This window comes from Steroidobacter gossypii (assembly GCF_016801985.1).
GTDB lineage: Bacteria > Pseudomonadota > Gammaproteobacteria > Steroidobacterales > Steroidobacteraceae > Steroidobacter > Steroidobacter gossypii.
The window spans coordinates 354,386-377,398 of sequence record NZ_JAEVLS010000003.1 but is presented as its reverse complement, the minus strand read 5'-3'; the positions used below and the strand labels follow the sequence as shown (position 1 = coordinate 377,398).

Annotated in this window: 22 protein-coding genes; 8 read left to right on the top strand and 14 right to left on the bottom strand. The window is 63.4% G+C overall.

The window, feature by feature from the left end; genetic code table 11:
• Window positions 1–9: 9 nt before the first annotated feature.
• From dnaQ to JM946_RS15555, 4 genes are all read right to left on the bottom strand, one after another.
• Entirely contained in the window at window positions 10–804 is a 795-nt protein-coding gene (gene dnaQ, locus JM946_RS15570) for a DNA polymerase III subunit epsilon (RefSeq protein ID WP_203168251.1), read from the bottom strand.
• Window positions 804–1,931, bottom strand: coding sequence for a DegT/DnrJ/EryC1/StrS family aminotransferase (locus JM946_RS15565; protein ID WP_203168622.1), 1,128 nt, complete (start codon window positions 1,929–1,931; stop codon window positions 804–806). The genes dnaQ and JM946_RS15565 overlap by 1 nt, the downstream gene beginning before the upstream one ends.
• A gap of 105 nt (window positions 1,932–2,036) precedes the next feature.
• Window positions 2,037–2,489, bottom strand: a complete 453-nt coding sequence (gene rnhA, locus JM946_RS15560; protein WP_203168249.1) for a ribonuclease HI — start codon at window positions 2,487–2,489, stop codon at window positions 2,037–2,039.
• 20 nt (window positions 2,490–2,509) lie between these two features.
• Window positions 2,510–3,262, bottom strand: coding sequence for a class I SAM-dependent methyltransferase (locus tag JM946_RS15555; RefSeq protein ID WP_203168247.1), 753 nt, complete (start codon window positions 3,260–3,262; stop codon window positions 2,510–2,512).
• Window positions 3,263–3,416: 154 nt separating this feature from the next.
• Here JM946_RS15555 and gloB point away from each other — a divergent pair, with 154 nt between their 5' ends.
• The 3 genes from gloB (at window position 3,417) to JM946_RS15540 (ending at window position 6,914) form a co-directional block, all read left to right on the top strand.
• Complete coding sequence (gene gloB / locus JM946_RS15550; protein WP_203168245.1) at window positions 3,417–4,193, top strand: hydroxyacylglutathione hydrolase; 777 nt, start codon at window positions 3,417–3,419, stop codon at window positions 4,191–4,193.
• A 180-nt stretch (window positions 4,194–4,373) separates the two neighbouring features.
• Window positions 4,374–6,074 (top strand): LysM peptidoglycan-binding domain-containing protein, encoded by a 1,701-nt coding sequence (locus tag JM946_RS15545; RefSeq protein ID WP_203168243.1) that lies wholly within the window; start codon window positions 4,374–4,376, stop codon window positions 6,072–6,074.
• A gap of 51 nt (window positions 6,075–6,125) precedes the next feature.
• A complete protein-coding gene (locus JM946_RS15540; protein WP_203168241.1) occupies window positions 6,126–6,914 on the top strand; it encodes an enoyl-ACP reductase FabI in 789 nt (262 codons plus the stop codon).
• A gap of 132 nt (window positions 6,915–7,046) precedes the next feature.
• Here the strand turns inward: JM946_RS15540 and JM946_RS15535 are convergent, their stop codons facing one another.
• The 5 genes from JM946_RS15535 to JM946_RS15515 form a co-directional block, all read right to left on the bottom strand.
• Window positions 7,047–8,942 (bottom strand): SurA N-terminal domain-containing protein, encoded by a 1,896-nt coding sequence (locus tag JM946_RS15535; protein ID WP_203168239.1) that lies wholly within the window; start codon window positions 8,940–8,942, stop codon window positions 7,047–7,049.
• Window positions 8,943–9,076: 134 nt separating this feature from the next.
• A complete protein-coding gene (locus tag JM946_RS15530; RefSeq protein WP_407700564.1) occupies window positions 9,077–9,868 on the bottom strand; it encodes a DNA-formamidopyrimidine glycosylase family protein in 792 nt (263 codons plus the stop codon).
• Between the two features lie 69 nt (window positions 9,869–9,937).
• On the bottom strand, window positions 9,938–11,566 hold the full coding sequence (locus JM946_RS15525) for a glycoside hydrolase family 43 protein (protein WP_407700563.1): 1,629 nt from the start codon (window positions 11,564–11,566) through the stop codon (window positions 9,938–9,940).
• 52 nt (window positions 11,567–11,618) lie between these two features.
• On the bottom strand, window positions 11,619–11,894 hold the full coding sequence (locus JM946_RS15520) for a DUF2277 domain-containing protein (protein WP_203168233.1): 276 nt from the start codon (window positions 11,892–11,894) through the stop codon (window positions 11,619–11,621).
• Between the two features lie 20 nt (window positions 11,895–11,914).
• On the bottom strand, window positions 11,915–12,268 hold the full coding sequence (locus JM946_RS15515) for a DUF1428 domain-containing protein (RefSeq protein ID WP_203168231.1): 354 nt from the start codon (window positions 12,266–12,268) through the stop codon (window positions 11,915–11,917).
• Between the two features lie 186 nt (window positions 12,269–12,454).
• On the opposite strand from JM946_RS15515, the gene JM946_RS15510 reads away from it, so the two are divergent.
• The 4 genes from JM946_RS15510 to JM946_RS15495 all read left to right on the top strand — a co-directional run bounded on the left by JM946_RS15510 (window position 12,455) and on the right by JM946_RS15495 (window position 16,732).
• Window positions 12,455–13,426 carry a DUF3617 domain-containing protein gene (locus JM946_RS15510; RefSeq protein WP_203168229.1) on the top strand — a complete coding sequence of 324 codons (972 nt, stop codon included), beginning with the start codon at window positions 12,455–12,457 and terminating at the stop codon, window positions 13,424–13,426.
• A gap of 19 nt (window positions 13,427–13,445) precedes the next feature.
• Window positions 13,446–14,243 (top strand): D-alanyl-D-alanine carboxypeptidase family protein, encoded by a 798-nt coding sequence (locus tag JM946_RS15505; RefSeq protein ID WP_203168227.1) that lies wholly within the window; start codon window positions 13,446–13,448, stop codon window positions 14,241–14,243.
• Window positions 14,221–15,648 (top strand): tetratricopeptide repeat protein, encoded by a 1,428-nt coding sequence (locus tag JM946_RS15500; RefSeq protein WP_203168224.1) that lies wholly within the window; start codon window positions 14,221–14,223, stop codon window positions 15,646–15,648. Before JM946_RS15505 ends, JM946_RS15500 begins: the two co-directional genes overlap by 23 nt.
• A gap of 73 nt (window positions 15,649–15,721) precedes the next feature.
• The gene (locus JM946_RS15495; RefSeq protein ID WP_203168222.1) at window positions 15,722–16,732 is read left to right on the top strand and encodes a YihY/virulence factor BrkB family protein; all 1,011 of its coding nucleotides are present in this window, start codon (window positions 15,722–15,724) and stop codon (window positions 16,730–16,732) included.
• Window positions 16,733–16,740: 8 nt separating this feature from the next.
• On the opposite strand, the gene JM946_RS15490 is transcribed toward JM946_RS15495, so the two are convergent.
• Genes JM946_RS15490 through JM946_RS15470 form a run of 5 tightly spaced genes read right to left on the bottom strand, consistent with a single transcriptional unit; the run spans window position 16,741 to window position 21,860 of the window.
• Window positions 16,741–17,091 carry a hypothetical protein gene (locus tag JM946_RS15490; RefSeq protein ID WP_203168220.1) on the bottom strand — a complete coding sequence of 117 codons (351 nt, stop codon included), beginning with the start codon at window positions 17,089–17,091 and terminating at the stop codon, window positions 16,741–16,743.
• An 8-nt stretch (window positions 17,092–17,099) separates the two neighbouring features.
• Window positions 17,100–19,616 (bottom strand): cbb3-type cytochrome c oxidase subunit I, encoded by a 2,517-nt coding sequence (locus JM946_RS15485; protein WP_230979770.1) that lies wholly within the window; start codon window positions 19,614–19,616, stop codon window positions 17,100–17,102.
• A 2-nt stretch (window positions 19,617–19,618) separates the two neighbouring features.
• Window positions 19,619–20,617, bottom strand: coding sequence for a cytochrome c oxidase subunit II (locus JM946_RS15480; protein WP_203168217.1), 999 nt, complete (start codon window positions 20,615–20,617; stop codon window positions 19,619–19,621).
• 2 nt (window positions 20,618–20,619) lie between these two features.
• Window positions 20,620–21,003 (bottom strand): c-type cytochrome, encoded by a 384-nt coding sequence (locus JM946_RS15475; protein ID WP_203168215.1) that lies wholly within the window; start codon window positions 21,001–21,003, stop codon window positions 20,620–20,622.
• Between the two features lie 2 nt (window positions 21,004–21,005).
• On the bottom strand, window positions 21,006–21,860 hold the full coding sequence (locus JM946_RS15470; RefSeq protein WP_203168213.1) for a c-type cytochrome: 855 nt from the start codon (window positions 21,858–21,860) through the stop codon (window positions 21,006–21,008).
• Between the two features lie 155 nt (window positions 21,861–22,015).
• Between JM946_RS15470 and JM946_RS15465 the strand changes: the two genes are divergently transcribed.
• Window positions 22,016–23,002 (top strand): aldo/keto reductase, encoded by a 987-nt coding sequence (locus tag JM946_RS15465; protein ID WP_407700562.1) that lies wholly within the window; start codon window positions 22,016–22,018, stop codon window positions 23,000–23,002.
• The last annotated feature ends 11 nt before the right edge of the window (window positions 23,003–23,013 follow it).

The following is a 23,013-nucleotide window of genomic DNA, read 5'->3' as shown; positions in this document are numbered from 1 at the left end:
TGCTTTGGGCTAGGCCATCGCTGGATTCATCGCCGGGACCATCGCGGGGACCGGAGCCGCCGTCGGCGCCGGCGTTGGTGCCATCTCGGGCAGCACCAATTGTTTCCAAAGCGTCTTGCCGCCGCTGCTCTTGTCGATGATGGTCAGCATGCGCTCATGCGCCGCAATCTCATCATCCGACGCTCGCACCACTCGCAGCAATCCACGCGGACGAACCACCGCCGCCACGGGCTCGAAGGCGACATCGGCGCTGGCGTCGCTCGCCTCGCCGAGGATCAGCGCCGTCTGGCCGCCGGTCATCGCGAGATAAACTTCCAGCAGGATCTGCGCGTCGAGCAACGCCCCGTGCAACTCGCGATGTGAGTTGTCGATGCCGTAACGTTTGCACAGCGCATCGAGGCTGTTGCGCTGGCCCGGATGCATCTGGCGCGCAAGAGGCAACGTATCGATCACATTGCAGATCTTCCGTGTCTCACGCCGTGGGCCCGGCAGCCGCTTCAGCTCCGCATCCAGGAAGGCCAGGTCGAACGCCGCGTTGTGAATGATCAGCTCGGCGCCGCTGATGAATTCGATCAACTCATCGACCACGTCGGCGAAGCGAGGCTGCTGCGCCAGGAACTCGTTGGTGAGTCCGTGCACCTGGATGGCGCCGCGATCGACCTCGCGATCCGGCCGCAGATAACGATGAAACGTCCGGCCGGTCTTGCGCCGATTCACCAGCTCGACGCAGCCGATTTCGATGATGCGATGCCCCTGTTCGGGCTCCAGGCCGGTGGTTTCGGTATCGAGGATGACCTGACGCATCAGCCGCCCAGCACCACGTCCTTGAGCGCCTGAACGACCTCCGCCTGCTGCGCTTCCGTAAGGTATGGATGCATGGGCAGGCTGATGACCCGGTTACCGGCGGCTTCGGAGATCGGGAAGCTGCCGGCGCCCTGGCCCAGACTTGCGAACACCGGCTGCAAGTGCAGCGGCACCGGGTAATGCACGGCTGTGGGAATGCCGCGTGCTTTCATGCCCTGTTCGACCTTGGCGCGATCCGCCACTTCGATGGTGTATTGGGCATACACGCTGGTGCAATCCGGGGCCACATACGGCGTGACCACTTTCCGCGCCGGATCGCTCTCCTTCGCAAAAGCCTCTTCGATCATCGCCGAGTAGCGGTCGCCGAGCTTGCTGCGCGCCTCGACTTCCTCGGGGAAGATTTCCATTTTCGCGAGCAGCACCGCGGCTTGCAGCGTATCGAGCCGACCGTTGATGCCCAGGCGCGGGTGATGATAGCGACGATCCTGACCATGCACGCGAATCTCGCGCATCAGCTTCGCCAGGTTGTCGTCATCGGTAAACAGCGCGCCGCCGTCGCCGTACGCGCCGAGCGGCTTGGAAGGAAAGAACGACGTCGATCCGACGTCGGAGACCGCGCAAGAGCGCTTGCCCTTGTACATGGCCCCGAAGCTTTGCGCGGCGTCTTCGATGACCGGAATGCGATGCTTGCGGGCGATGGCGTTGATCGCATCCATGTCGGCGCACTGACCATACAGAGACACCGGCATGATGGCCTTGGTCCGAGACGTGATCGCTGTTTCGATCAGCTTCGCATCGATGTTGTAAGTACGCGCGTCGATGTCGACGAACACCGGCTTCGCGCCCGCCAGCGCGATCATCTCGCCGGTGGCGATGAACGTGAATGGCGAAGTGATGACTTCATCGCCGGGCCCGATGCCGTAGGCCATCAGCGCGATCAGCAATGTATCGGTGCCACTGGACGCGCCGATGCAATGTTTGGCGCCGACGTACTCGGCCAGCACCTTCTCCAGCTCGACCGTCTCGGCGCCCAGAATGTATTGCCCGTGCTCGAGCACCGTGCGAATGCGCGCATTGACCGAGTCCTGGACTCGGCGGTACTGAGTTTTGAGATCGATGAAGTCCATGGAACGGCCCGGTGATGATCGCAAGCTGGCGCGCATGATAGCTCATGCGACGGCCATTGCTGATCGACCGGTGCGATCGGCCCTCTCCGACCGAGTGAGTGCGCCTTACGCGACCGGCAGGCGCGCCTGCATCTCGTCGATGGCCGCGTTCGCCAGTTGATCGGCGCGCTCGTTGCCGGGCACGCCGGCGTGCCCCTTGACCCAGTGCCATTCGATCTTGTGCCGCGCGATCTCGCGCTCCAGCGCCTGCCACAAGTCGACGTTCTTCACCGGCTTCTTGTCGGCCGTGCGCCAGTCACGCAGTTTCCACTGCGGCAGCCATTCGAGAATGCCTTTGCGCACGTACTGCGAGTCGGTGTACAGCACCACGTCGCAGCCACGCTTCAGGGCGGCGAGCGCCTGGATCGCCGCCATCAGCTCCATGCGATTGTTGGTGGTGAGCGCTTCGGCGCCCTTGAGCTCTCTTTCATGCCCGCCGGAGCGCAGAATCGCGCCCCACCCGCCCGGCCCCGGATTACCGCGGCACGCGCCGTCGGTGTAGATCTCGACTGCAGCCATTGAGTAGATCAGCCAGTGCGTCAGGTTCGACGCGTCACGTTGCGTGGTGTGGAAGGTTCGATGAGGCCGCCCACGACTTTGGGGCGCAGCCGCCAGCGCGGGCGAATTGGCGTGAGCGTGTACACGCGCTTGCGAGCTTTGAGCAGATAGCCGCCGGCGAACATGGGCCACAGGTAATTGCCGGTGCGCTCGAAAAAGCGTTGTGACGATGGCGAGCTGGCGCTGAACGGCAAGCTGAACAGATAGCGTCGCGCATCGACGACTTCGAAGCCGAGCAGCTTGAGCCAGTCGCGCAATCGCCCCTCGCTGATCAGGCGCTCGAGCCCTGGCGGGAATCCATCTTTGGCGAACCAGTGCCGCAGGCCCCAACTGGAGAACGGCCGGAAGCCGAACACGATCAGATGCCCCTCCGCCGACAGCACACGGCCGACTTCGCGCACGATCTCGTGCGGCTCGGGCTCGTATTCCAGCGTGTGGGGTAACAAAACGGCATCGACCGAATCGGACTGGATGGCGAGCGCATCGGTACGCGAGCGAATCGCCGACGCGACGCCTGGCCGACGCACCCCGTGCCAGGCGAGCACCGATTTGCGTTGAGTGCGCGCTTCGGCCAGCAGGCCGTCATCGTCGCCCCATTGCCCGATCTGCAGCAGCTGCCAGCCAAATACCTGCGCCAGCGCCTCGCTCGCGATCTTGCGCTCGAGCGCATACACCCGCTGGCCGAGCGGCGAGCGCAGCCAGGCGTGCAGATCGAGGGCGGAAGGTTCGGCCATGGCGCTAGGATAACGGATCGGAGCCGCCCAGGGTTCTAGTGCCAATGGAACCGAGCGCCGCGAGCGCCGTTTGATCATTAACTAAACGCTTGCCGCTCAGCGACATGGCATGTTTAATACTGGCAGGTGATGTCCCCTGGGGTCGCTCCAAAACATGCTGCAAGTGACCCAGGTTCGGGCATTTACTGACAACTACATCTGGCTGATTCATTCGCCGCGCGATCCTGCGCGCGTGGTCGTCGTCGATCCGGGCGACGCCCGCCCCGTCGAGCGCACCCTTGCCGATCGCAATCTCACGCTGGCCGGGCTGCTGATCACTCATCATCACGGCGATCACGTCGGTGGCGTCACCGAGCTGCTGCGCGACCGTTCCATTCCGGTCTTCGGGCCCGCCAACGAAAGCGTGCCCGGCCATCCGCAGCGCCTGCGCGAAGGCGATCGAGCGCGCTTTGCCGAGCTCGAGCTCGAATTCCAGGTCTTGGATGTTCCCGGACACACCGCCGGCCACATCGCGTATGTCGGTCACGGCGCCGTGTTCTGTGGCGACACGCTGTTCAGCGCCGGTTGTGGCCGTCTGTTCGAGGGCACGCCGGAACAAATGCATCGCTCGTTGTCGAAGCTTGCGGCGCTGCCGGCCGAAACATTGGTGTACTGCGCCCACGAGTACACCTTGAGCAATCTGAAGTTCGGGCTGGCGGTGGCGCCGGAGAATCGGGCGGCCGCGAGCTATCTCGAACACTGCCAGCAATTGCGGGCCCGCGATCAGGCGACCATTCCATCGGACATCAGGCGGGAGAGGAATGTGAACCCGTTCCTGCGGTGTGACGACGAGAGTGTGAAACAGGCCGCTGAAGCCCATGCGGGCCGCGGGCTACAGAGTGAACCTGAAGTGTTCGCTGTCATCCGTCAGTGGAAAGACAGCTTTCGGTAAGCTCGTTTGAGTCAGTGTCCGAAGGCACGCGGACACGCAAGTTGCAGACGATCAATCAGGGCGCCGAAGCGCGCCGGAGTGTGAAAGTCGCCCGCCGGCTCGGTCTGCCGAGTTTCAAGGGCCGATTTTGGCTTTGACAACGCCTGCCCGGCACCGGGACGAGGCAGGTGGAGGAATCTGATGTTTCAATGGCGACCAGCGTCCGCGCTGCGGGCAATTCTTGCAACGACGCTCGTCGTCCCTTGGGCGGTCTTCCTGGCCGGCTGCAATCACACTCCCAGCGCCGATCTGGAAGACCCCGAGGATGAAGATCCGGTGCAGATGGTCGAGCTCGACCCGAGCATCACCAAGCTGGACGAAGCCGCCATCGGCGTGTCGGGCCCGGAACAGATCGAAGATGCCATCGAGGCGCTGGACGCGAGGACCGGACCGCGCCTGGTGCGCGAGCTCGGCCAGGAGGGCGCGCCGGCCGCCGAAGCGGGCGACCTGTTCGAGCGCATTCGCAAGGGTTACATGCTCTCCGATGTCGAGCACCCTTCGGTGGACCTGGAGCTGCGCTGGTTCGTCAAGCACCCCGACTATCTGGATCGCACTTTCAAGCGCGGCGAGCGCTACCTGCACTACATCGTCGGTGAGATCGAAGCGCGCAACATGCCGCTCGAGCTCGCGCTGCTGCCGGTCGTCGAGAGCGCTTTCAATCCGGTCGCTTATTCGCGCGCCCGCGCTTCCGGTCTGTGGCAATTCATCTCCGCCACCGGCCGTCGCTACGGCTTGAAACAGAACTGGTACTACGACGGCCGTCGCGATGTGATCGCCTCCACCAACGCTGCGCTCGACTATCTGCAGTTCCTGGCCGACGAATTCGATGGCGACTGGCTGCTGGCCGTCGCCGCCTACAACTGCGGAGAAGCTCGCGTCGCCCGCGAAGTGGCGCGCAATCTGCGCGAGGGCAAGCCCACTGACTACTTCAGCCTCAAACTGCCGCGCGAGACCCGCGCCTATGTGCCGAAGCTGCTGGCCATGCGTCGCATCGTCGGCGATCCGACCAGCCATGGGCTGGCCTTCGCGCCGATTCCGAACGCGCCCTACTTCGTGAAGGTCGATGTCGGCGGTCAGCTCGATCTGCACGTCGCTGCCGAGCTCGCCGACCTGTCCAAGGAAGAGCTGCTGGCGCTCAATCCCGCGTTCAATCACTGGGTCACCGATCCCGATGGTCCGCATCAGATTCTGGTGCCGATCGATCGTCACGAGCGCTTCCAGGCAGGCATCGCCGCGTTGCCGCCCGAAGAGCGCGTGCGCATCGTCTATCACCGCGTGCGTCGTGGCGACACGCTCGGCGAAATCGCCGACAAGTACGGCGTTTCCGTGGCGGCCCTGAAGACCGCCAACAAGATTCGCGGCAGCATGATTCATCCTGGTCAGGATCTGCTGATCGCAGCGGCGCCCAAGGGCATGAAGTTGCCTGGGGCAGCGGAGCTCGCCGCGCTGGAAGATGATGAACCGCCGGTGCGTCGCCGGGGCTCCTCGGACAAGCACGTGGTTCGCCGCGGCGACACACTGTGGAGCATCGCTCGCAAGTACGGGGTGAGCGTCAACAGCCTCGCCCACAGCAACGGCCTCGCCCGCAGTGGAACACTCTCGATCGGCCAGGTCCTCAAGGTGCCTGGCACGGCGCAGCTGGCTTCCAACGACAGCAGCTCCGTGGCTCGCTCCACCACCTACGTGGTCCGTCGCGGCGACTCGCTGTCGACCATCGCCGACAAATTCCGCGTGCGCCTGTCCGACCTGCTCGGCTGGAACAACCTCACCAAGCGCAGCGTCATCAAGCCGGGTCAGCGGCTGGTGATGTACCTCGAAGATCGCCGCCGCGCGGGGATCTAAAGAGAAGCGGTTCCGTTAAACTACGCTCCAGTCTTTCCACTGGAGCGGTTCATGGCATTTCTCGCAGGCAAGCGCGCCCTCATCATCGGACTGGCGACCGAGCGTTCCATCGCGTACGGCATTGCCCAGGCGATGAAGCGTGAAGGCGCGGAACTGGCGTTCAGCTATCAGGAGCGCTTCAAGGACCGCGTCGAAGGCATGGGCAAGGAGTTCGGCGCCGCCGCGGTGTTCGAAATGGACGTGGCCAGCGACGAGAGCATCAACGCCGGTATCGAGACCCTGAAAAAGAGCTGGGACAAGCTCGACATCATCGTGCACGCCGTGGCGTTCGCGCCGAGCGATGCCATTCGCGGCGGCTTCGTCGAGTCCACCACGCGCGAGAATTTCCGCATCGCTCACGACATTTCCAGCTACAGCCTCACCGCCGTGATCAAGGCGGCCGAGTCGATGCTCGAAGGACGCGCCGGCTCCATCCTCACCCTCACCTATCTCGGCGCGGTCCGCTCGCTGCCGAGCTACAACGTCATGGGTCTCGCCAAGGCCAGCCTCGAGGCCAGCGTACGTTTCCTGGCGGCGGATCTCGGCCCGAAGGGCATTCGCGTCAACGGCATCTCCGCCGGTCCGATCAAGACCCTCGCCGCCGCCGGCATCGGTGGCTTCCGCAAGATGCTGAGCCACGTGGCCTCCATTGCGCCGCTGCGCCGGAACGTCACCATCGAGGACGTGGGCAACACTGCCGCCTTCCTCGCCTCCGACCTGTCGGCCGGCATCACCGGCGAAATCATCTATGTCGACGCGGGCTACAGCACGGTCGGCATGTCCTTCCCCGAAGGGGAATAAACCCCATCAAAGCAAACGCCGCGGCTTCATCGAAGAAGCGCGCGGCGTGTTGCTGTAACCCGATCCCGTCAGCCTCGCCGGCGTCATTCCTGGCCGGCGAAGCTCACCAGATAGAACAACGATGCGGCTGCGTTATTCGAATACCTTTTCGTTACGCACGATATCCGCGTTGCGCTCGGCCTCTTCCACGTAGGCGGTCAATTCCTCGCCCCCGGTGCGGCGCTCGAGCTGCCGGCGACGGTTGTTGCGCTCGGCTTCAGCCTCGCTGCTCGCTTCAGCATTGCGCACCTGAGTGACGGCGAGCACGGCGTAATTGCCATCGTCGGTGGTCACACCGGCCACGTACGGCTTGGCTTCCGAAATCTCCGACTTCGACGCCTGGAACGCCGAGCGAAGCACCGCCGGCGGCGCGATCGAATCGTCACGCGTGACGAACCGCTTGCCGACAGGCTTCACGCCCAGCGCGCTCAGCGCTTCCCAGTTCTCGCCCTTCTGCAGACGGGCCACCGCATCGGCGCCCTTCGCCGCCGCCGCTTCACGCGCCTGCTGGGAGCGCAGCTGCGATTCGATGGCGCCACGAACTTCGGCGAGCGGGCGCGGCTCGGCCGGCTTGTGAGCGACCACGCGCAACACCACCGCCTTGTCTTCACCCACCGGAATCAACGGGCTGTTCTGCCGGCGCTCCAGCACGTCTTCACTGAAAGCCGCATCGATCACGCCCGGGTCGGCGCCGAACTCGCCGCCGCCTTCCCGTGTGAAGCCTTTGATCTCCTTCACCTGCAGGTTCATCTTCTTCGCCACCGAGTCGAGCTCGGTCAGCGCCTCGAACGCGGCATCGGCCATTTTCTGCGAATCGTCGTAGAAGCCGCTCTGCGCGCGATCCTTGCGATATTCCGCTTCGACCTCGGCGCGCGCTTCTTCGAAGCTCAGCAGATGGCCTTTCTCGATGTTCTCGAGCTTGAGCACGTGATAGCCGAACTGGGTCTTCACCGGGCCGCGAATCTCGCCCGGCTGCATGCTGAACAAGGCGTCTTCGAACGGCCCGACGAACATGCCCTTCTGCGCCCAACCCAGATCGCCGCCCTGCTCGGCGGAGCCCGGGTCCTTGGAATTTTGCTTGGCGAGCTGCGCGAAATCGGCGCCGCCCTTGGCTTTTTCGGTGAGCTCCTGCGCCTTTTTCTGCGCGGCCGCGTCATCCAGCCCGTCGGTGGCCGTGATCAGGATGTGACGAGCCTGGCGGCGCTCGGGCGACTCGAAGCGCTCCTTCACCTGCTCGTAGTATTCCTTCAGCGCCTGCTCGCTCACATCGACCTTCGACTCGGCCTGCGCGCGCGTCAGCTCGATGTATTGCAGATCGACCGTCTCGGGCAGCAGGAAATCGTCGCCGTTCTGCTCGTAGTACTGCTGGATCTGCTCGTCGGTGACCTTGGCGGAGGCCAGGAACTCGTTCGCCGGAATCAGCGCGTAGTCGATCTCGCGCTGCTGCTTCTCCAGCGCGTAGCGGCGGTCCAGCTCATAGGGAACGGTGAACGCCGACTCCATCACGCCGTTCTGCAGCTGTTCGAGCAGCAGCTCGGCTTGCAGATCCGACTCGAACTGCGATTCGGTGGTGCCATTGGAGCGCAGCAGACCGGCATAGCGGTCCTGAGAGAATTTGCCGTCGACCTGGAACTGCGGGATTTCCATGATGCGCTTGACCAGCGCCTGGTCGCTCACCTGGTAGCCGAGGTCGTGGGCGCGCTGGGTGAGCAGCGACTGCTGCACGAACTGATCCAGCAGCGCGCTCTGCTGGGCCTTGGCCATCTCCGGCGGCAGCTCGTCACGCAGCATCTGCTGCAACTGAGACTGGCGCTGCTGCCAGGCCCGGCGCACCGTCTCGGCCGGGATCCGCTCGCCATCCACCTTGGCGGCGAAGGCTGCCGAGGTGGACTGGAAGTCGATGCCCCAGAACACGAACACAATGGCGATGGCGCCCAGGAAAAGCCCGGCGACCCAGCCGGTGATCTTGTCGCGGATGGTTTGTAGCATGTGTAAGCGGGATATTCCCTAAGCGTTTGATTCCCAACGACTTGCCTGGCGCGCCATGCGGCCGAGGGCGCGCGATAGTAACAAACCCGGGGCCCGGCTGGCACGCCGGCGGGGGCAGCCGCCGCAAGACGCGTCTAACGGCGCGCTGAAATCCGTCGGCGCTTGGCGCGGGCGGTCCGCCGGGCGGGCGGCGAATAGCGGATCTGACACCGCTCGCAGAAAAAAGTGCGCCGGTCGGTGATGCCCAGATAGGCCCGCTGCAGCTTGATCTCACAGCGCGGACACATGCCCTTGTTGTGCACCAGCCAGTGTTTGCTCAGCACGTACGCCCGCTTCCACTCGAGGAACTGGAAGCTGTAGCGCCTCGCCTCCTCCACCAGCTGCCGCAATTTCGCCGCCGTCAGCGCGCCCACCTTCGAGCACGGATGCACACGGATCCGATACAGCACTTCGTTCTTGATGATGTTGCCGACGCCGGCGAACACGGTCTGATCCAGCAGCGCATCGCAGACCAGCGTATCGGGCATCGCGCGCAGCTTCTTGCGAGCGGCCGCGGCGTTCCACGAATCCGACATCACATCGCCGCTCCAGTCGTACGTGCTGTCCAGATCGCCCTCGAGGTAGCGCGCCGAGCAGGCGTAGAAGTTCAGCTCCTCGCCACGCGCGAAACGAAGCCCGAAACGAATCGGCTTGTCCGGCTTGCGCTCGTTGATGCAGTAGCGACCGAACATCAGCAGGTGGATGCGGACCGTGAAGCCGGGGAATTCGATCAGGAAATGTTTGCCCCAGCTGCGCAGCGAAACGATGCGCTGGCCGACCACGCGCGTCTTGTCGATCTTCGAGTTGCCCTCCGCGGCCAGCACTCGCTTGCCTTTGAATATTTGCGCCTGCTCGCGCAGGATGATCAGCGAAGGACCTTCGGGCATGCTGCTCGAATAATCGTCCGCGCCGCGCAAGGTTCCCTCATTGCGGAGGGCCGCAATGTTTGAAGCTCGCTATTCGAGCCGGGCGTGTGGCCCGAGCGTCGCGCCGACGAAGCCGCCCGCGACTTCGGTGCTCAAAATGGAACCGTCGTCGTTTTCGACCAGCGCCTGACAACCATCACCCTGGTAATAGAACGAATAGTTGCGTCCTTGCCCGGCGATCTTGAGCTCGAGATCGCCACGGGGGGCAGGTTTCACGGTCTTGGTCGCGAGCTGCTTCACTGTCGCCCCGCTCTTCTTCTCCAGAAAGATTTGCACCGACTCGCCGACCCGGCGCGCCCCGAGGAAGTACCAGTAATCGCTGTTCTGGAACGCGGCGATGCCAGCGGCCACACCGGGCTGTTCGGGCAGACGCAGGGCCGTGCTCGCTTCGAACGCAAGGTGCTGCTGGCGTCGCCCCAGATACGCCGGATTGCCGGCGCCATCCAGTCGCTCGCTCGTGGCCAGCATCTGCAATCGCCCGCGCTCAGCCGTGAAGTCGAACCAGCGCCGTGCAGGCGCGCGCACCTGCAGCCACGCGCCATCCAGAGCGCGCGCATCGAATTCGTCGCGCCACGTGAAGTTGCCGCTCAACGCAGCCGCGTCTCGAAGGACGTTGGGCAACTTGGGTGACGAAGTCACATACGGAATGGGCTTGCCCGGGCCCAGAATCATCGGCCAGTCGTCCTGCCAGCTCACAGGCAACAAATAGGTTTCCCGGCCGGTGTTGTAATTCACCGCATCGTACGGGCGCGACGCAAGAAACGTTGCCCACCAGGTGCCATCGGGCGCCTCGATGAGATCGGCATGGCCGGCATTGATGATGGGATGGGCGCGCTCCTTCGGCAGATCACGCTGGGTCAGGATCGGATTCTTTTCATACGGCGTGTAAGGGCCCCACACCGACTTGGAGCGCAGGATCACTTGCGAGTGATTCACGCTGGTGCCGCCCTCGGCGCACGAGAGGTAGTACCAGTCGCCGCGCTTGAAAATGTGTGGACCTTCGATCCAGATGGGCTTTTTGGAAATATCCACGCCGCCGTTCACTAGAACACGACGTGGACCGACCAGCTTCATGCGCTTCAGATCGAATTCTTGCATCCAGACTGCGCGATGCCCTTCGTAGCGAGGCTGCTCGTCGGGCGCCCCGTTGTTCAATACATATGCCTTGCCGTCCGCATCGACGAACAAAGAGGGATCGATGCCATCGATTTCCGGCAGCCACACGGGATCCGACCAGGGGCCGGCCGCGCTCTTGGCCGTCACAATGAAGTTGCCGCCGCTGTCCACCAGCGTGTTCAGCACATAGAACACGCCGTCGTGATGTTCGATGGTCGGCGCGAACACGCCGCGCGAGACGCCCAAGCCCTGGAAACGCAACTGTTCCGGCCGCTCCAGCACGTGCCCGAGCAGACGCCAGTGCACCAGGTCGCTGCTTTCGAACACCGGGATGCCGGGGAAATAGGCGAACGTCGAGTTCACCAGATAGAACTTATCCCCGACCCGCGTGACGCTTGGATCGGGATAGAAGCCGGCGAGAATGGGATTGCGGTAGCTGCCGGCAGGCAGCGGCGTGTCGAACACCGCGTCCTTGCCGGTGTATTCGAACCAATCGAACGACACGGCCGGCTCGGCTCGAACCAGCCACGGCGCCAGGAACATCGCCACCACCAGCAGCGGCTTCCCTATCAGCTTGTCCATCGACGACTCCGAATCATGCCTTGGCGCCAAACCTTGCAGCGTTGCGAGCCTTGGCTCGCGCTGCTTCGATCTCCCGATTCTTCGGCTCGGCGTTGGTCGTCATGGAATGTAGCAACGTGCGCGCGGCGGCTGCCACCTCCTCCACCGCGCGCTCGAAGGCCGCCTCGTTGGCCTTGGACGGAATCGTGAAGCCGCTCAACTTGCGCACGAACTGCAACGACGCGTCGTGAATCTCGTCGTCGGTCGCCGGTGGCTCGAAATTGAACAACGTCTTGATGTTGCGACACATGTCCGTCCGGTCCCCCATCCCTACATCTGCAAAAACACCTCGAACCCGCCGGTGATCAGGCGCTTGCCATCGATGGGCATGTCCTCGAAGATCGCCTGGATGCGCGGGTCGGCCATCACCTTCTCGTTGATCGCGTCGCGCTGCTGGCGCGATTCATAAGTGATCCAGGCCAGGACCACCGTCTCCTCCGGCGTCGCCTGCACGGCGCGCGGAAACGAGGTGAGCTTGCCATACGGCACGTCGTCGGCGATGCATTCGACGTAACTCAAGGCGCCGTAGCTTTTCCATATCTCGCCCATGGCGGCCTCCTTTTCCTTGTAAAGCGCGAGCTTATCCTTGGGCACCGGGACGATGAAACCTTCCACGTAAGGCATGACTTGCTCCAGTGAAGTGACACTCCCCCCAAGGACGGTCGAGGCCGCTCGAATCCGACACGACCTCGCAAACAGCGATGCGCAAATGCATCGCCACTCAAAAGTCAACTGCCTTGACGTGGCATAGACGCCCAAAAGCGGCGCATGCGAGCCTGCTCCCCAGAATTCGAACATGCGGGAATCCTCATGAAACAGGTATGCAAGCTGCTGTTGCTCAGCTGCGTCGGCGCGTCGCTGGCGCACGCTCAGGGCTCGGTCGAAGGCGAGAAATGGCGGATCACCAGCTCCATGCAGATGGCCGGCATGTCCATGCCGGGCATGTCCTCGGAGATCTGCAAGCAGCCGGGCGAGGACACCGCGCCGATCAAGACCGAAGAGAACTGCCAGATCTACGACATGAAGCGCGACGGCAACGTGCAGAGCTTCAAGATGCGCTGTACCGGCAAGGATCCGGTGGAAGGCTCGGCGCAGTTCACCTACCTCGGCAGTGATCGCTACCAGGGCAAGATGGAAATGACCACGCAGGGTGAGACCATGGTCATGAGCTACGAAGGCCAGAAGCTCGGCAAGTGCGACGGCGGCGAAATGAACCTGCAGGCCAAGAAGATGATCGCCGAGGGCGAGCGTCAGCAGAAGCTGGCCGAGCAGCAGATGATCGAGAACTGCCACAAGGAAGCCGCCAAAGCCGAAGGCCCCGGTTTTCTCGCGATGTGCAAGGACCCGGCCGATCAGCGCACCTACTGCGAGGCCATCCGCTCGCACGACAAGTTCCAGCGGCTCGCCGAACAGGAACGCCGGAACGCCAACTGGGCCGCCCACGATCCGAACAATCTCAATGGCAAGCCGCTGACCCACTCCGCGCGCATCTGCGGTTTCGGCGTCGAGAAGGAACGCGAAGGGCTGTGCCTCACCGCCGAGCAGAGCGGCAAGCTGGACTTCATCGCTACCGAGTGCCCGACTCAGGCGGCCGGCATCGCCGCTGCGCAGTGCGCCGGTCGTCGTTACACGGCGATCGCCGAACGTTATCGCAACTTCTGCTCGCAATACGCCAGCAACCAGGCGCAGGCCGAACAGCAACAAGCCGAAACGCCGATGGACAAGACCAAAGGTTTGTTCAACAAGGGCAAGAAGGCGCTGGGTGGCTTGTTCAACAACTAATCACAGCTCGCGCCGATCGGTGAGGCTTGCCTCGCTGCTCGGCGCGTTGTTTCTGACGATCGCTGTTCCTCTCTACGCTGACGCGCCGGATCCCTACCCTCACGCGGCGCGCAGCTATCTGCTCGTGCGCGATGATCAGATCCTCTGGCAACGCGCGCCGACGCTGCAATTGCAACCCGCCTCGCTCGCGAAGTTACTCACTGCGCTCGTTGTTCTGGAGACCGATTGGAAGGCCGATCGCTGGCTCACCGTAAGCGCCTATGCCGCGAGCGTGCCGCCCTCGCGACTCGGCCTGAAGGCGGGCGAACAAATCACCGCGGGGGCGGCGCTGGCAGCGATGCTGATCCGGTCCGCCAACGATGCGTGCCGCGTGCTGGTCGAAGGGTTCAGCGCCAATCTCACCGCGTTCAGAGCGCGCATGACGGCGCAAGCGGTGCGCTTGGGAATGACCGATTCCAACTTCGTCGATCCCTGCGGCTTCGACGCCGATGGCCAGCACAGCACGGTGGCCGACCTGCTGAAGCTGGCGCAAGCCGCGCGGGCCGTCCCGTTGATTGCGCATTTGGGCGCAATGCCTGAAGCGCAGCTGACGACGCGCGCGGGGCGCATCATCAAGTTCAACAGCACCAACGCCCTGCTCGGTCGATTGGCAGGCGCGCAAGGCCTGAAGACCGGCAACACGTCACAGGCCGGTCAATGCTTGATTGCGTACGTGCGCCGGCAGGATCACGAAGTCTGGCTGGTGATGTTGGGCGGAACGCAGCGCTGGTGGCTCGCGCATGGAATGATTGAAGATGCATTCGCTGGCGCGGACTGAGCAGCGCATCTGGAGGGCATCGTCATTGGCGACGCTCGCGCCGGCGCTGCCCACACTTGCCATCGTGTCGCTGTGGTGGCCGTCGCTGACCGCGAGTTTTCAATTCGATGATTGGAACGTCATCGTCAATGAGCTCCGCGTGCATTCGCTTGCTGCCTGGTGGCAGTCGATGCCGGGCATTCGACCGCTGCTGAAACTGAGCTACGCGCTCAACATGAGTTTCGATGCGAGCCCCGCCGGTTTCCGCGTCGTGAACATCCTGATTCACATGGTCAGTGCGACACTCGTCTGCTCGCTGGTTCGTACGCGTGGATTGCGCGCCGGGCTGACCGAAGCGGACGCATCGTGCGCGGCGTTGCTCGCGGCGCTGTTCTTCGCGCTGCATCCGGCGCAGACCGAAGCGGTCACTTATATCTCGGGCCGCTCGAGCTCGCTCGCCGGATGTTTCTGTCTGCTGAGTCTTTATTGCTGGGTCCGAAGCGAACAAAGCGAAGCCAGAGCCTGGGCTCGCGCATGGCTCGCGGCGTGCTCTGTTTGCTTCTGCCTGGCCGCGGCTACCAAGGAAACAGCGCTGATACTGCCGCTTGCGCTGCTGCTCTACTCTGCCGATCGGCCGCTGTCGACGACGTTGAAGCGAATGGCGCCGCTGTTGATATTAGTGGCGCTGATGTCATGCATCGCGCTCAGCCTGCCGACGTATCGACGCTTGCTGGCCGTGAGCCTCGATACCCGAACCATCGGTGAAAATCTTCTGACGCAGGCGCAGGCCGTCTTGTATCTGGCGGGTCAACTGATCCGCATCACCAACAGCAATGCGGATCCGCGTTTGCCCGTCGTGACGACGCTGGATGGGCTGAGCGCGATGCTTTGCTTGGCCTGGTTGGCGATTCTCGCCGGGGCGTTGTGGAATGTGCGTCGGGCGCCAGTGAGCGCGCTTGCCGTGCTGTGGTTTTTGTTGTGGCTGGCGCCCACCAATTCGCTGCTGCCTCGGCTCGACGTGGCAAACGACCGACAGCTGTACCTGGCCTTGACGGGGCCTGCATGGTGGCTTGCGACGCGGCTGATTCTCTGGCGGCGACAGCGACCTGCGATGCTGTTCGCCACTGTAGGAACATTGCTTGCGGCGCTTAGCTGGGCGACGTTCGAGCGCAACCAGGTCTACCAAACCGAAATCACGTTCTGGCAAGACGCGAGTGTGCGCAATCCCGACAACTCGCGCGCAGCGAACAATCTCGGCATGGCTTATGCGATGGCGTGTCGCTTCGACGAGGCCGCCACGCAATTCCAGCGGGCCATCGCCTTGAGCCCGGAAGACTACGTCGCACGAATCAATCTGATTCTGCTGCGCAAGGGACAGCTGCCCGGCGTGGACGCGCAACGATGCGCTGGCGGCGCAAGCCGTTGAACCTTGCGGAACATCCTGCCTTTTGCTGCGTCATTGCTCCAGTCCACATCGATGCAGCGGCTCGGGTGTTGCAATGCCTGTGTCAGTCAATCCCGCGGAGATCGCGGACGCTGAAGCGGACCGGGGCCGACTTGCACACCGCCCCCGAGACATCAATTGGCACGGCTGGTGGGACGTGCTCTGGCGCGTGAAGAATCAGCTGGATGCCGACAATGTGTCCATCGTCGCAGGCGGTCTTGCGCTGTTCGGGCTGCTGGCGCTGTTTCCGAGCCTCGCGGCTGCGGTCGCGATTTACGGCATCGTCGCCTCACCCGAGGCGATCGCCTCGCAGATCCAGGCATTCAGCCACCTGCTCCCCGCAGGCACGGTGGAGATTCTGCAGAACCAGCTCTATCAGCTGGTGAATCAGCGCAATCAGACGCTCAGCATCGGCGTCGTCGCGGGCATTCTGGTGGCGATCTGGAGCGCGCGCAAAGGCATGGTGGCGCTCATCACTGCCATGAACGTGGCCTACAACGAGCACGATCGTCGCTCGTTTTTGATGCGAACCTTGGTCTCGTTCGCCTTTACGGTGGGCGGTGTTCTTGGCTTCGTATTGCTGGTGGCGCTCGGCGTCGCGGTTCCGGTCGTGCTGGCGTTCTTCCCGCTGGGAGGCGCCACCGAATGGGTGCTGCTCACCGTGCGCTGGGCGCTGCTGTGGCTGATGGTCGTGTTCGCCTTCTCGCTGCTCTATCGCTTCGCCCCACATCGGACGCGACCGCGCTGGGAATGGGTCAATGCCGGATCGATCATCGCCGCCACGCTTTGGCTGTTGGGCAGCGTGCTGTTCGCGGTGTACGTGCGAAACTTCAATTCATACGGCGAAGCATACGGCGCGCTGGGTGGCGTGGTGGTGATGCTGATGTGGTTCTACGTGTCCTCCTACGTCGTCATCCTCGGCGCCGAGATCAACTCAGAGCTCGAGCGCCAGACGGTCAACGATACGACCATCGGCCCGGGCAAACCGCTGGGCGAGCGTGGCGCATTCTCCGCCGACACGGTCGGCCCACGCGGCTGGCGCTGGAAGCGCGCGAGCAAACATTGACCTGCCCTTCAGTACTGCGGGCAGGCGCTGACCACCAGCGCCGGGATCACCAACAGCACCAGCGCCACCAGCGCCAACGCGCCGCCAGCCCATGTCACAAACCCGATGAAGCGCGTGTGCTCGTCGCTCTCACGATGCAACACCAAGCCTCGACGCACGATCATTGCGGTCACTGCTCCAGCGAGCGAAGTCGCGACCAGAGACGCCAACGGCACGACTGGCAATCCGAGCAGATCCACGTCGGCAAAGCCGCGAGCGCAGGCCAACGCGGCGAACACGTACACGAACGTGAAATTCGCCATCCAGACCAGCAAGCCACCGCTGACCAGGAACGTAGTTGCCGTGAAGCGATGTTGCATGCTCGATCTCACATCGCCAACCGCGGCAAGTTCATCACGGCGAGCGCAATCAGGCCCTGCGCCGCGCAGTAGTACCACATGATGCGCGTGTTATCGAAGACGACTCGCCGCACCGGATCGACCATTTCCAGCCACAATCGCAGCAGCGTGAACCCGGCCATTAACGTCAGCAGCACGGCATGCAGTCCCTGCCAGGCCAGCATCGTATAAGCCGTCGAGGCGAAGCCATGCAGTTGTGGCCGTAGATTGGTCGCAAGCAGTGCGTGCAAACTGAGTGCGAACGCCACCCAGACGCCAATCAGCGCGGCTGCGAGTGCGAGGCTGACCACCTTCGTTCGATCCGGACGCAACTGTCGATGGGCGACATACATCGCTCCCACGGACGCCGCCCAAGCGAGCGCCGCTGCGACCGAGCTGCCAAGCAGCGGCAGATCGAGGCTTTCGGGCGGAAAGTCGGAGAGCGTGATGGTCCACAGATAAAAGAACGTAAAGATCAGACACGCGAAGATGCTGCCGTCCACGAGCATCAACACCACCACCGACCACCACGAATGCGAGCTGCTGCCGCTCAGGTAGTCAGGCAGGCTCAGCCCGCCTCCCACGTCGAACAGCTTGCCCGAGGGCGCCACGTCGCTTTGCCACAGCCAGCGCAGGATGCTGACCAGAGCGACCGCCGCCCCAGCCACCGCGACCAACATCCATTTCACGGTGAGCGCCAGGAAGAAGACCGCTGTGCCGACGCCGGCAAGCACCGGCAGCCAGCTCGGTCCCGGCAGGCGCAACAGATATTGGGGCCGCGCATCGATGGGACTGGTGACGATGGTCTCGCGCCCGCCCGTCACCGTGCCCGGCAGATAGTGCCGACCTGCATCAACCTCCTCGGGCAACGACGGATGCTGCCACAGCGGATCGCGACTGGTGACGAAAGGAATGCTGCGAATGGCATAGTTATCCTGCGGCAGCCATTCGAGCGAGCCGGCTTTCCAGGGATTGGTGCTCACCTTGCCCGCCGGTCGAAAATGCAACAGCAGATCCAGCAGCACGATGCCGATGCCGGCCGCGAATATGAATGCGCCAATCGTCGACAGCAGGTTGTATATCTCGAGGCCGTACCCGTCCGCGTACGTCCAGACGCGGCGAGGCATGCCGAGCAGGCCGGCGATGTGCATGGGGAAGAAAGTGAGATTCACACCGATGAACATGATGGCGCATGCCCACGTACCCATGCGCTCGGACAGCTGCCGCCCGCTGATCAGGGGCGCCCAGTAGTAAATGCCCGCGAACACGGGAAACAACATGCCGCCGATCAGCACGTAGTGCAGATGAGCGACAACGAAATACGTGTCGTGCGCCTGCCAGTCATAGGGAACGACGGCAAGCATCACGCCCGTAAGGCCCCCGAGCACGAACACGCCGAAGAAGCCCAGCAGAAAATACGTCGGCGTGGCCCGTTGCACATTGCCGCGCCAGAGCGTTGCAATCCACGAGAACACCTGCAGCCCTGCCGGGATGGCCACGGCCATGCTCGCGGCTGAGAAAAAACTCAAAGAGATGTGCGGCATGCCGGTCGCGAACATGTGATGCACCCACAGCGCGAACGAGATGGTGCCGGTGCCCAGCATCGCAACCACGATCCAGCGATACCCGACCAGCGGCGTCTGCGCCATGGTGGCCACCATCATCGACACCAGTCCGGCCGCGGGCAGAAAGATGATGTAGACATCGGGATGGCCGAACAGCCAGAACAAATGTTGCCACAGCAGCGGATCGCCGCCCCGCTCCGCCAGAAAGAACGGCCAGTGGAACGCACGTTCCAGCTCCAGCAGCGCCGTCGCCAGGATCACTGGCGGGAAGCCGAAGATGATCATGGCGCCGACGATGAGCATGGCCCACAGATAGATGGGCATCTTGTCCAGGGTCATGCCGGGCGGGCGCGTGCGCAGAATACCCACCACGATCTCGATCGCGCCGGCGATGGCCGAGATCTCGATGAAGCCGATGCCCAGCAGCCAGAAGTCGGTGCGCAAGCCTGGCGAGAACTCGTAGCTGGTGAGCGGCGGATACATGAACCAGCCGCCATCGGGCGCAAGATCGAAAAAGATGGTGGTGAAGAACACCAGCCCACCCACGAAATAGGCCCAGAATGCATACGCCGACAGCCGCGGAAACGGCAGATCCCGCGCGCCTTGCATGGCCGGCAGCAGCAGAATGCCGATGGCCTCGATCACCGGCACGGCGAACAGAAACATCATCACCGAGCCGTGCATGGTGAACAGCTGGTTGTACAGGTCGTAATCCACCAGATTGTTGCCCGGCACGACCAGCTGCGTTCGCATGATCAAGGCGAGGATGCCACCGAGCACCAGGAACAGCAGCGCCGCGCCGACATACCAAAGCCCGACGGCGGTGTTGTTCACCTGCGTGAGCGCGCGCCAGCCGCGTGGCGGTTCCCACACGGCTTGCAGACGCTCGAACTCACCATCCGGGCGCGGCAACGGATTCGGCAACTCCTTGGGCGGACGCATGCTCACTCGAGACTCCCCAGCCAGGCCGACAGCGCTCTCAACTCGACGCCGGTGTACGCAAGGCTCGATGGCATTTTGTTGCCCGGTTTCACCTCCTGCGCGCCAGCAATCCAGCCGGCCATGGTGCCGATGTGATTGTTCAAGGTCCCAGCCGCGAGCGACCTGCGGCCGCCGACGTGCGTAAGATCAGGACCCGAGACGCCATTGGCGGGCGTGCCGCGAACGGTATGGCATTCGTGACATTCGCCGCGAAAGAACGCGTCGTAACCCTGCTTCAGAAACGCATCGCGCGGCTCAGTCACTGGCTGCGCCTGACGCGCCAGCCAGGCACCGAAATCATCCTCGCTCTGGGTGATGACGAACAGCGCCATCAACGCGTGCTGCCCGCCGCAATACTCGGCGCATAGCGCCCGGAATGTTCCTTCCTCACTGGTCTGCAACCGCAAGCGGGTCGTGCGACCGGGAATCATGTCGACTTTGCCGGCCAGTGACGGCGCCCAGAAGCTGTGAATCACGTCCGTGGTCGAGAGCACCAGTTCTACGGGCCGATGGGTCGGCATGCGGATCTCGTTCGCCAGCACCACTGGTTCTCGTCCTGGCTGCTCATAGCGCACTTCCCACCACCATTGCTTGCCGATGACATGAACTTTCAACACTCCGTCCGCGGGCGCACGCTCGCGGGCCTCGCCGATGCCGAAACATTCCAGAAACAATTGCAGCGCATTGCTTGAACCGATGGCGTTCAAGCCGTTGCCGACCGCCAGCGAGTACATCAGCAGCACCGTCAATGTGAAGATCGGAAACGCCAGACCGCCACCGAGAATCCAGCTGCGCGCATTGATCGCTCTGGCTCTTGCGATCACGCCATACAGCGCAAGCGCCATCACTGCCACGAAGATGATCGCGGCCCCCACATAGAGCACAGTTCCCAACTGATCGATGAGCGCTGCGCCGCTGTTCGCGGCAGGATCCAGAGCGGAGGAAGGATGAGTCGACTGCATGCTCAATCCGACTCATAGAGATAAGCGGCCATGTCTCGCGCGTCCTTGTCCGACATGGGAACGGCGGGCATCGCAGTCTGCGGCGCCATGGCGGGCGCATCCACGATCCAGCGCACCAATGTTTCCGGCTCGTTCGGGAATTTGCCCGCCACATACGAGCGTCGCGCGTATCGGTCCAAGGCGGGGCCGACTTTGCCCACGGCGTCGGGCACCCCTGGAATCACATGACAGACGCCACACTCGTGGCGCGCCAACGCCGCACGCCCGCGCTCCGGATCTCCACCGATGACCCTGGGCTCGTAGTCGTGACCGGGGATGCAGCCGGCAAGCCATGACCATATGAGCGTCAGTGCGATCGAGCGGCACGCGATGGATCGATGACGCATGACTACTCGTCCGTCGTCATCAAGTAGCGCGCCATGAGCTGAGCGTGCGATTCGATCACATCCAGATCCGGCATCAGGGTGTGAGGGCTGATGTCCTGCGGCGCGACGATCCAGCGCACTAGGTTCTCATGCGTATTGGGCAGGACGCCGGCAATGTATTTTCGCTCGCGCCATTTTTCGAGCGATGGCCCGACGTGCGTGTTCGGCCCGACCATGCCGCCGATGATGTGGCAGTTGTCGCAGGCGTATTGTCGGAACATGATGTGCGCGTTCTCCCGGCTGTAGCGCGGCGCAGAGGCGGGCGGCGGACAGGTTTCTGTCGTCATCGATGCATCCAGCGCTCGATGCTCGGCCGCCGTCATGAACGGCATGGCTTTCAAATAGGCGACCGTGGACCACAGTCCGTCCTCCGAGATCCGGAATTCCCACGCCGGCATGCCCGACATGCGTACGCCCTTCGCCGTGACGTAAAATAGATGCGCCTCGGGCCAATCGCGAGCCGACTCGGACAGGCTGCTCGGCGATGGCAGTTGACCGCGCCCCAGCGGATCGCGCGCCACGCCGGGCGCGCCATGACACTGCTGGCAATACTGGCGGTAGCAGGCATAGCCCACTTTTACATTCGCCACGCGTTGCAGGTCCGGCACGACGATCTGGTCCGCGTGACGGGTGACAGAGAAGCGCAGGCCCAGCTCCAGGATGCGATACGTGATGCCGAAGTGCTGCTTGGTCGCAGCGGTGCTGTACGCGCCGGACAGCAAGACCACCGCGCCCGCGGCGGCGCCCATGACGACCAGCGCGATCGCGCCGATGGAGACAAACAGGATTTTGTGGCGATGGGCGATACCCGTTCGCACGGCGGCGGCCCCGGTGTCATCTGCCGGTATTGAGTCCTTAATCTGCCGATGCGCGATCGAGTTCCGTTCTCGAACGGCCGATCGACGCGACACCGCCCGCAGCCGTGGTTATCCTGCGCGTTTTACCGTGTCGTTTCGGGAGTGAATCGATGACCTTGCACACTCGCCCGTTCGGTCGCACCGGCTGGGACGTTTCGGAAATCGGCTTCGGCGCCTGGGCGATCGGCGGCTCGTGGGGCGATGTCGAAGAGTCACAGGCGCGCGATGCGCTGCTCGCCGCCCTGGAAGCGGGCACGAGCTTCATCGATACCGCCGATGTGTATGGGGACGGTCGCTCCGAGCGCATCATTCGCGATGTGCTCGAGGACTGGACGGGCCGGCGTCCCATCGTCGCAACCAAAGCCGGGCGCAGGTTGTCGCCGCACGTGGGTGACGGTTACACGCGAGCCAATCTCGAAGCGTTCGTGGATCGCAGCCGGAAGAATCTCGGCGTCGACACGCTCGACCTGGTGCAATTGCATTGCCCACCCACCGAGGTGTACTACCGCCCCGAGGTGTTCGAGGCGATGGAAGGCATGATCGCCGACGGCAGGATCCGTCACTACGGCGTGTCGGTGGAAAAGGTCGAAGAAGCGCTCAAGGCCATCGAGTACCCCGGCGTGGTCTCGGTGCAGATCATCTACAACATTTTTCGTCAGCGCCCGGCGGAGCTGTTCTTCAGGGAAGCCAAGGCGCGCAAGGTTGCCGTGATCGCGCGCGTGCCGCTGGCAAGCGGCCTGTTGACCGGCAAGTTGAACAGGAACTCACAATTCGCCGCCGACGATCACCGCGCTTTCAATCGTCATGGCGAGGCGTTCGATGTCGGCGAGACGTTCTCGGGCGTACCCTACGAAATCGCCCTGGACGCCATCGACGCGATTCGTCCGCTGGTGCCGGCAGGCGCGTCGATGGCGGCTTTCGCTCTGCGCTGGATCCTGATGGAAGACGCCGTATCAGTCGTCATCCCCGGCGCCAAATCGCGAGAGCAGGCGCAGGCGAACGTGGTCGCAAGTGACCTTGCGCCATTGTCCCAGGAAACAATGCAGGCGTTGCGCTCGATGTACGAACGAAACATCGCCCGCCACGTTCACCATCGCTGGTAGCGCTGCTGCTG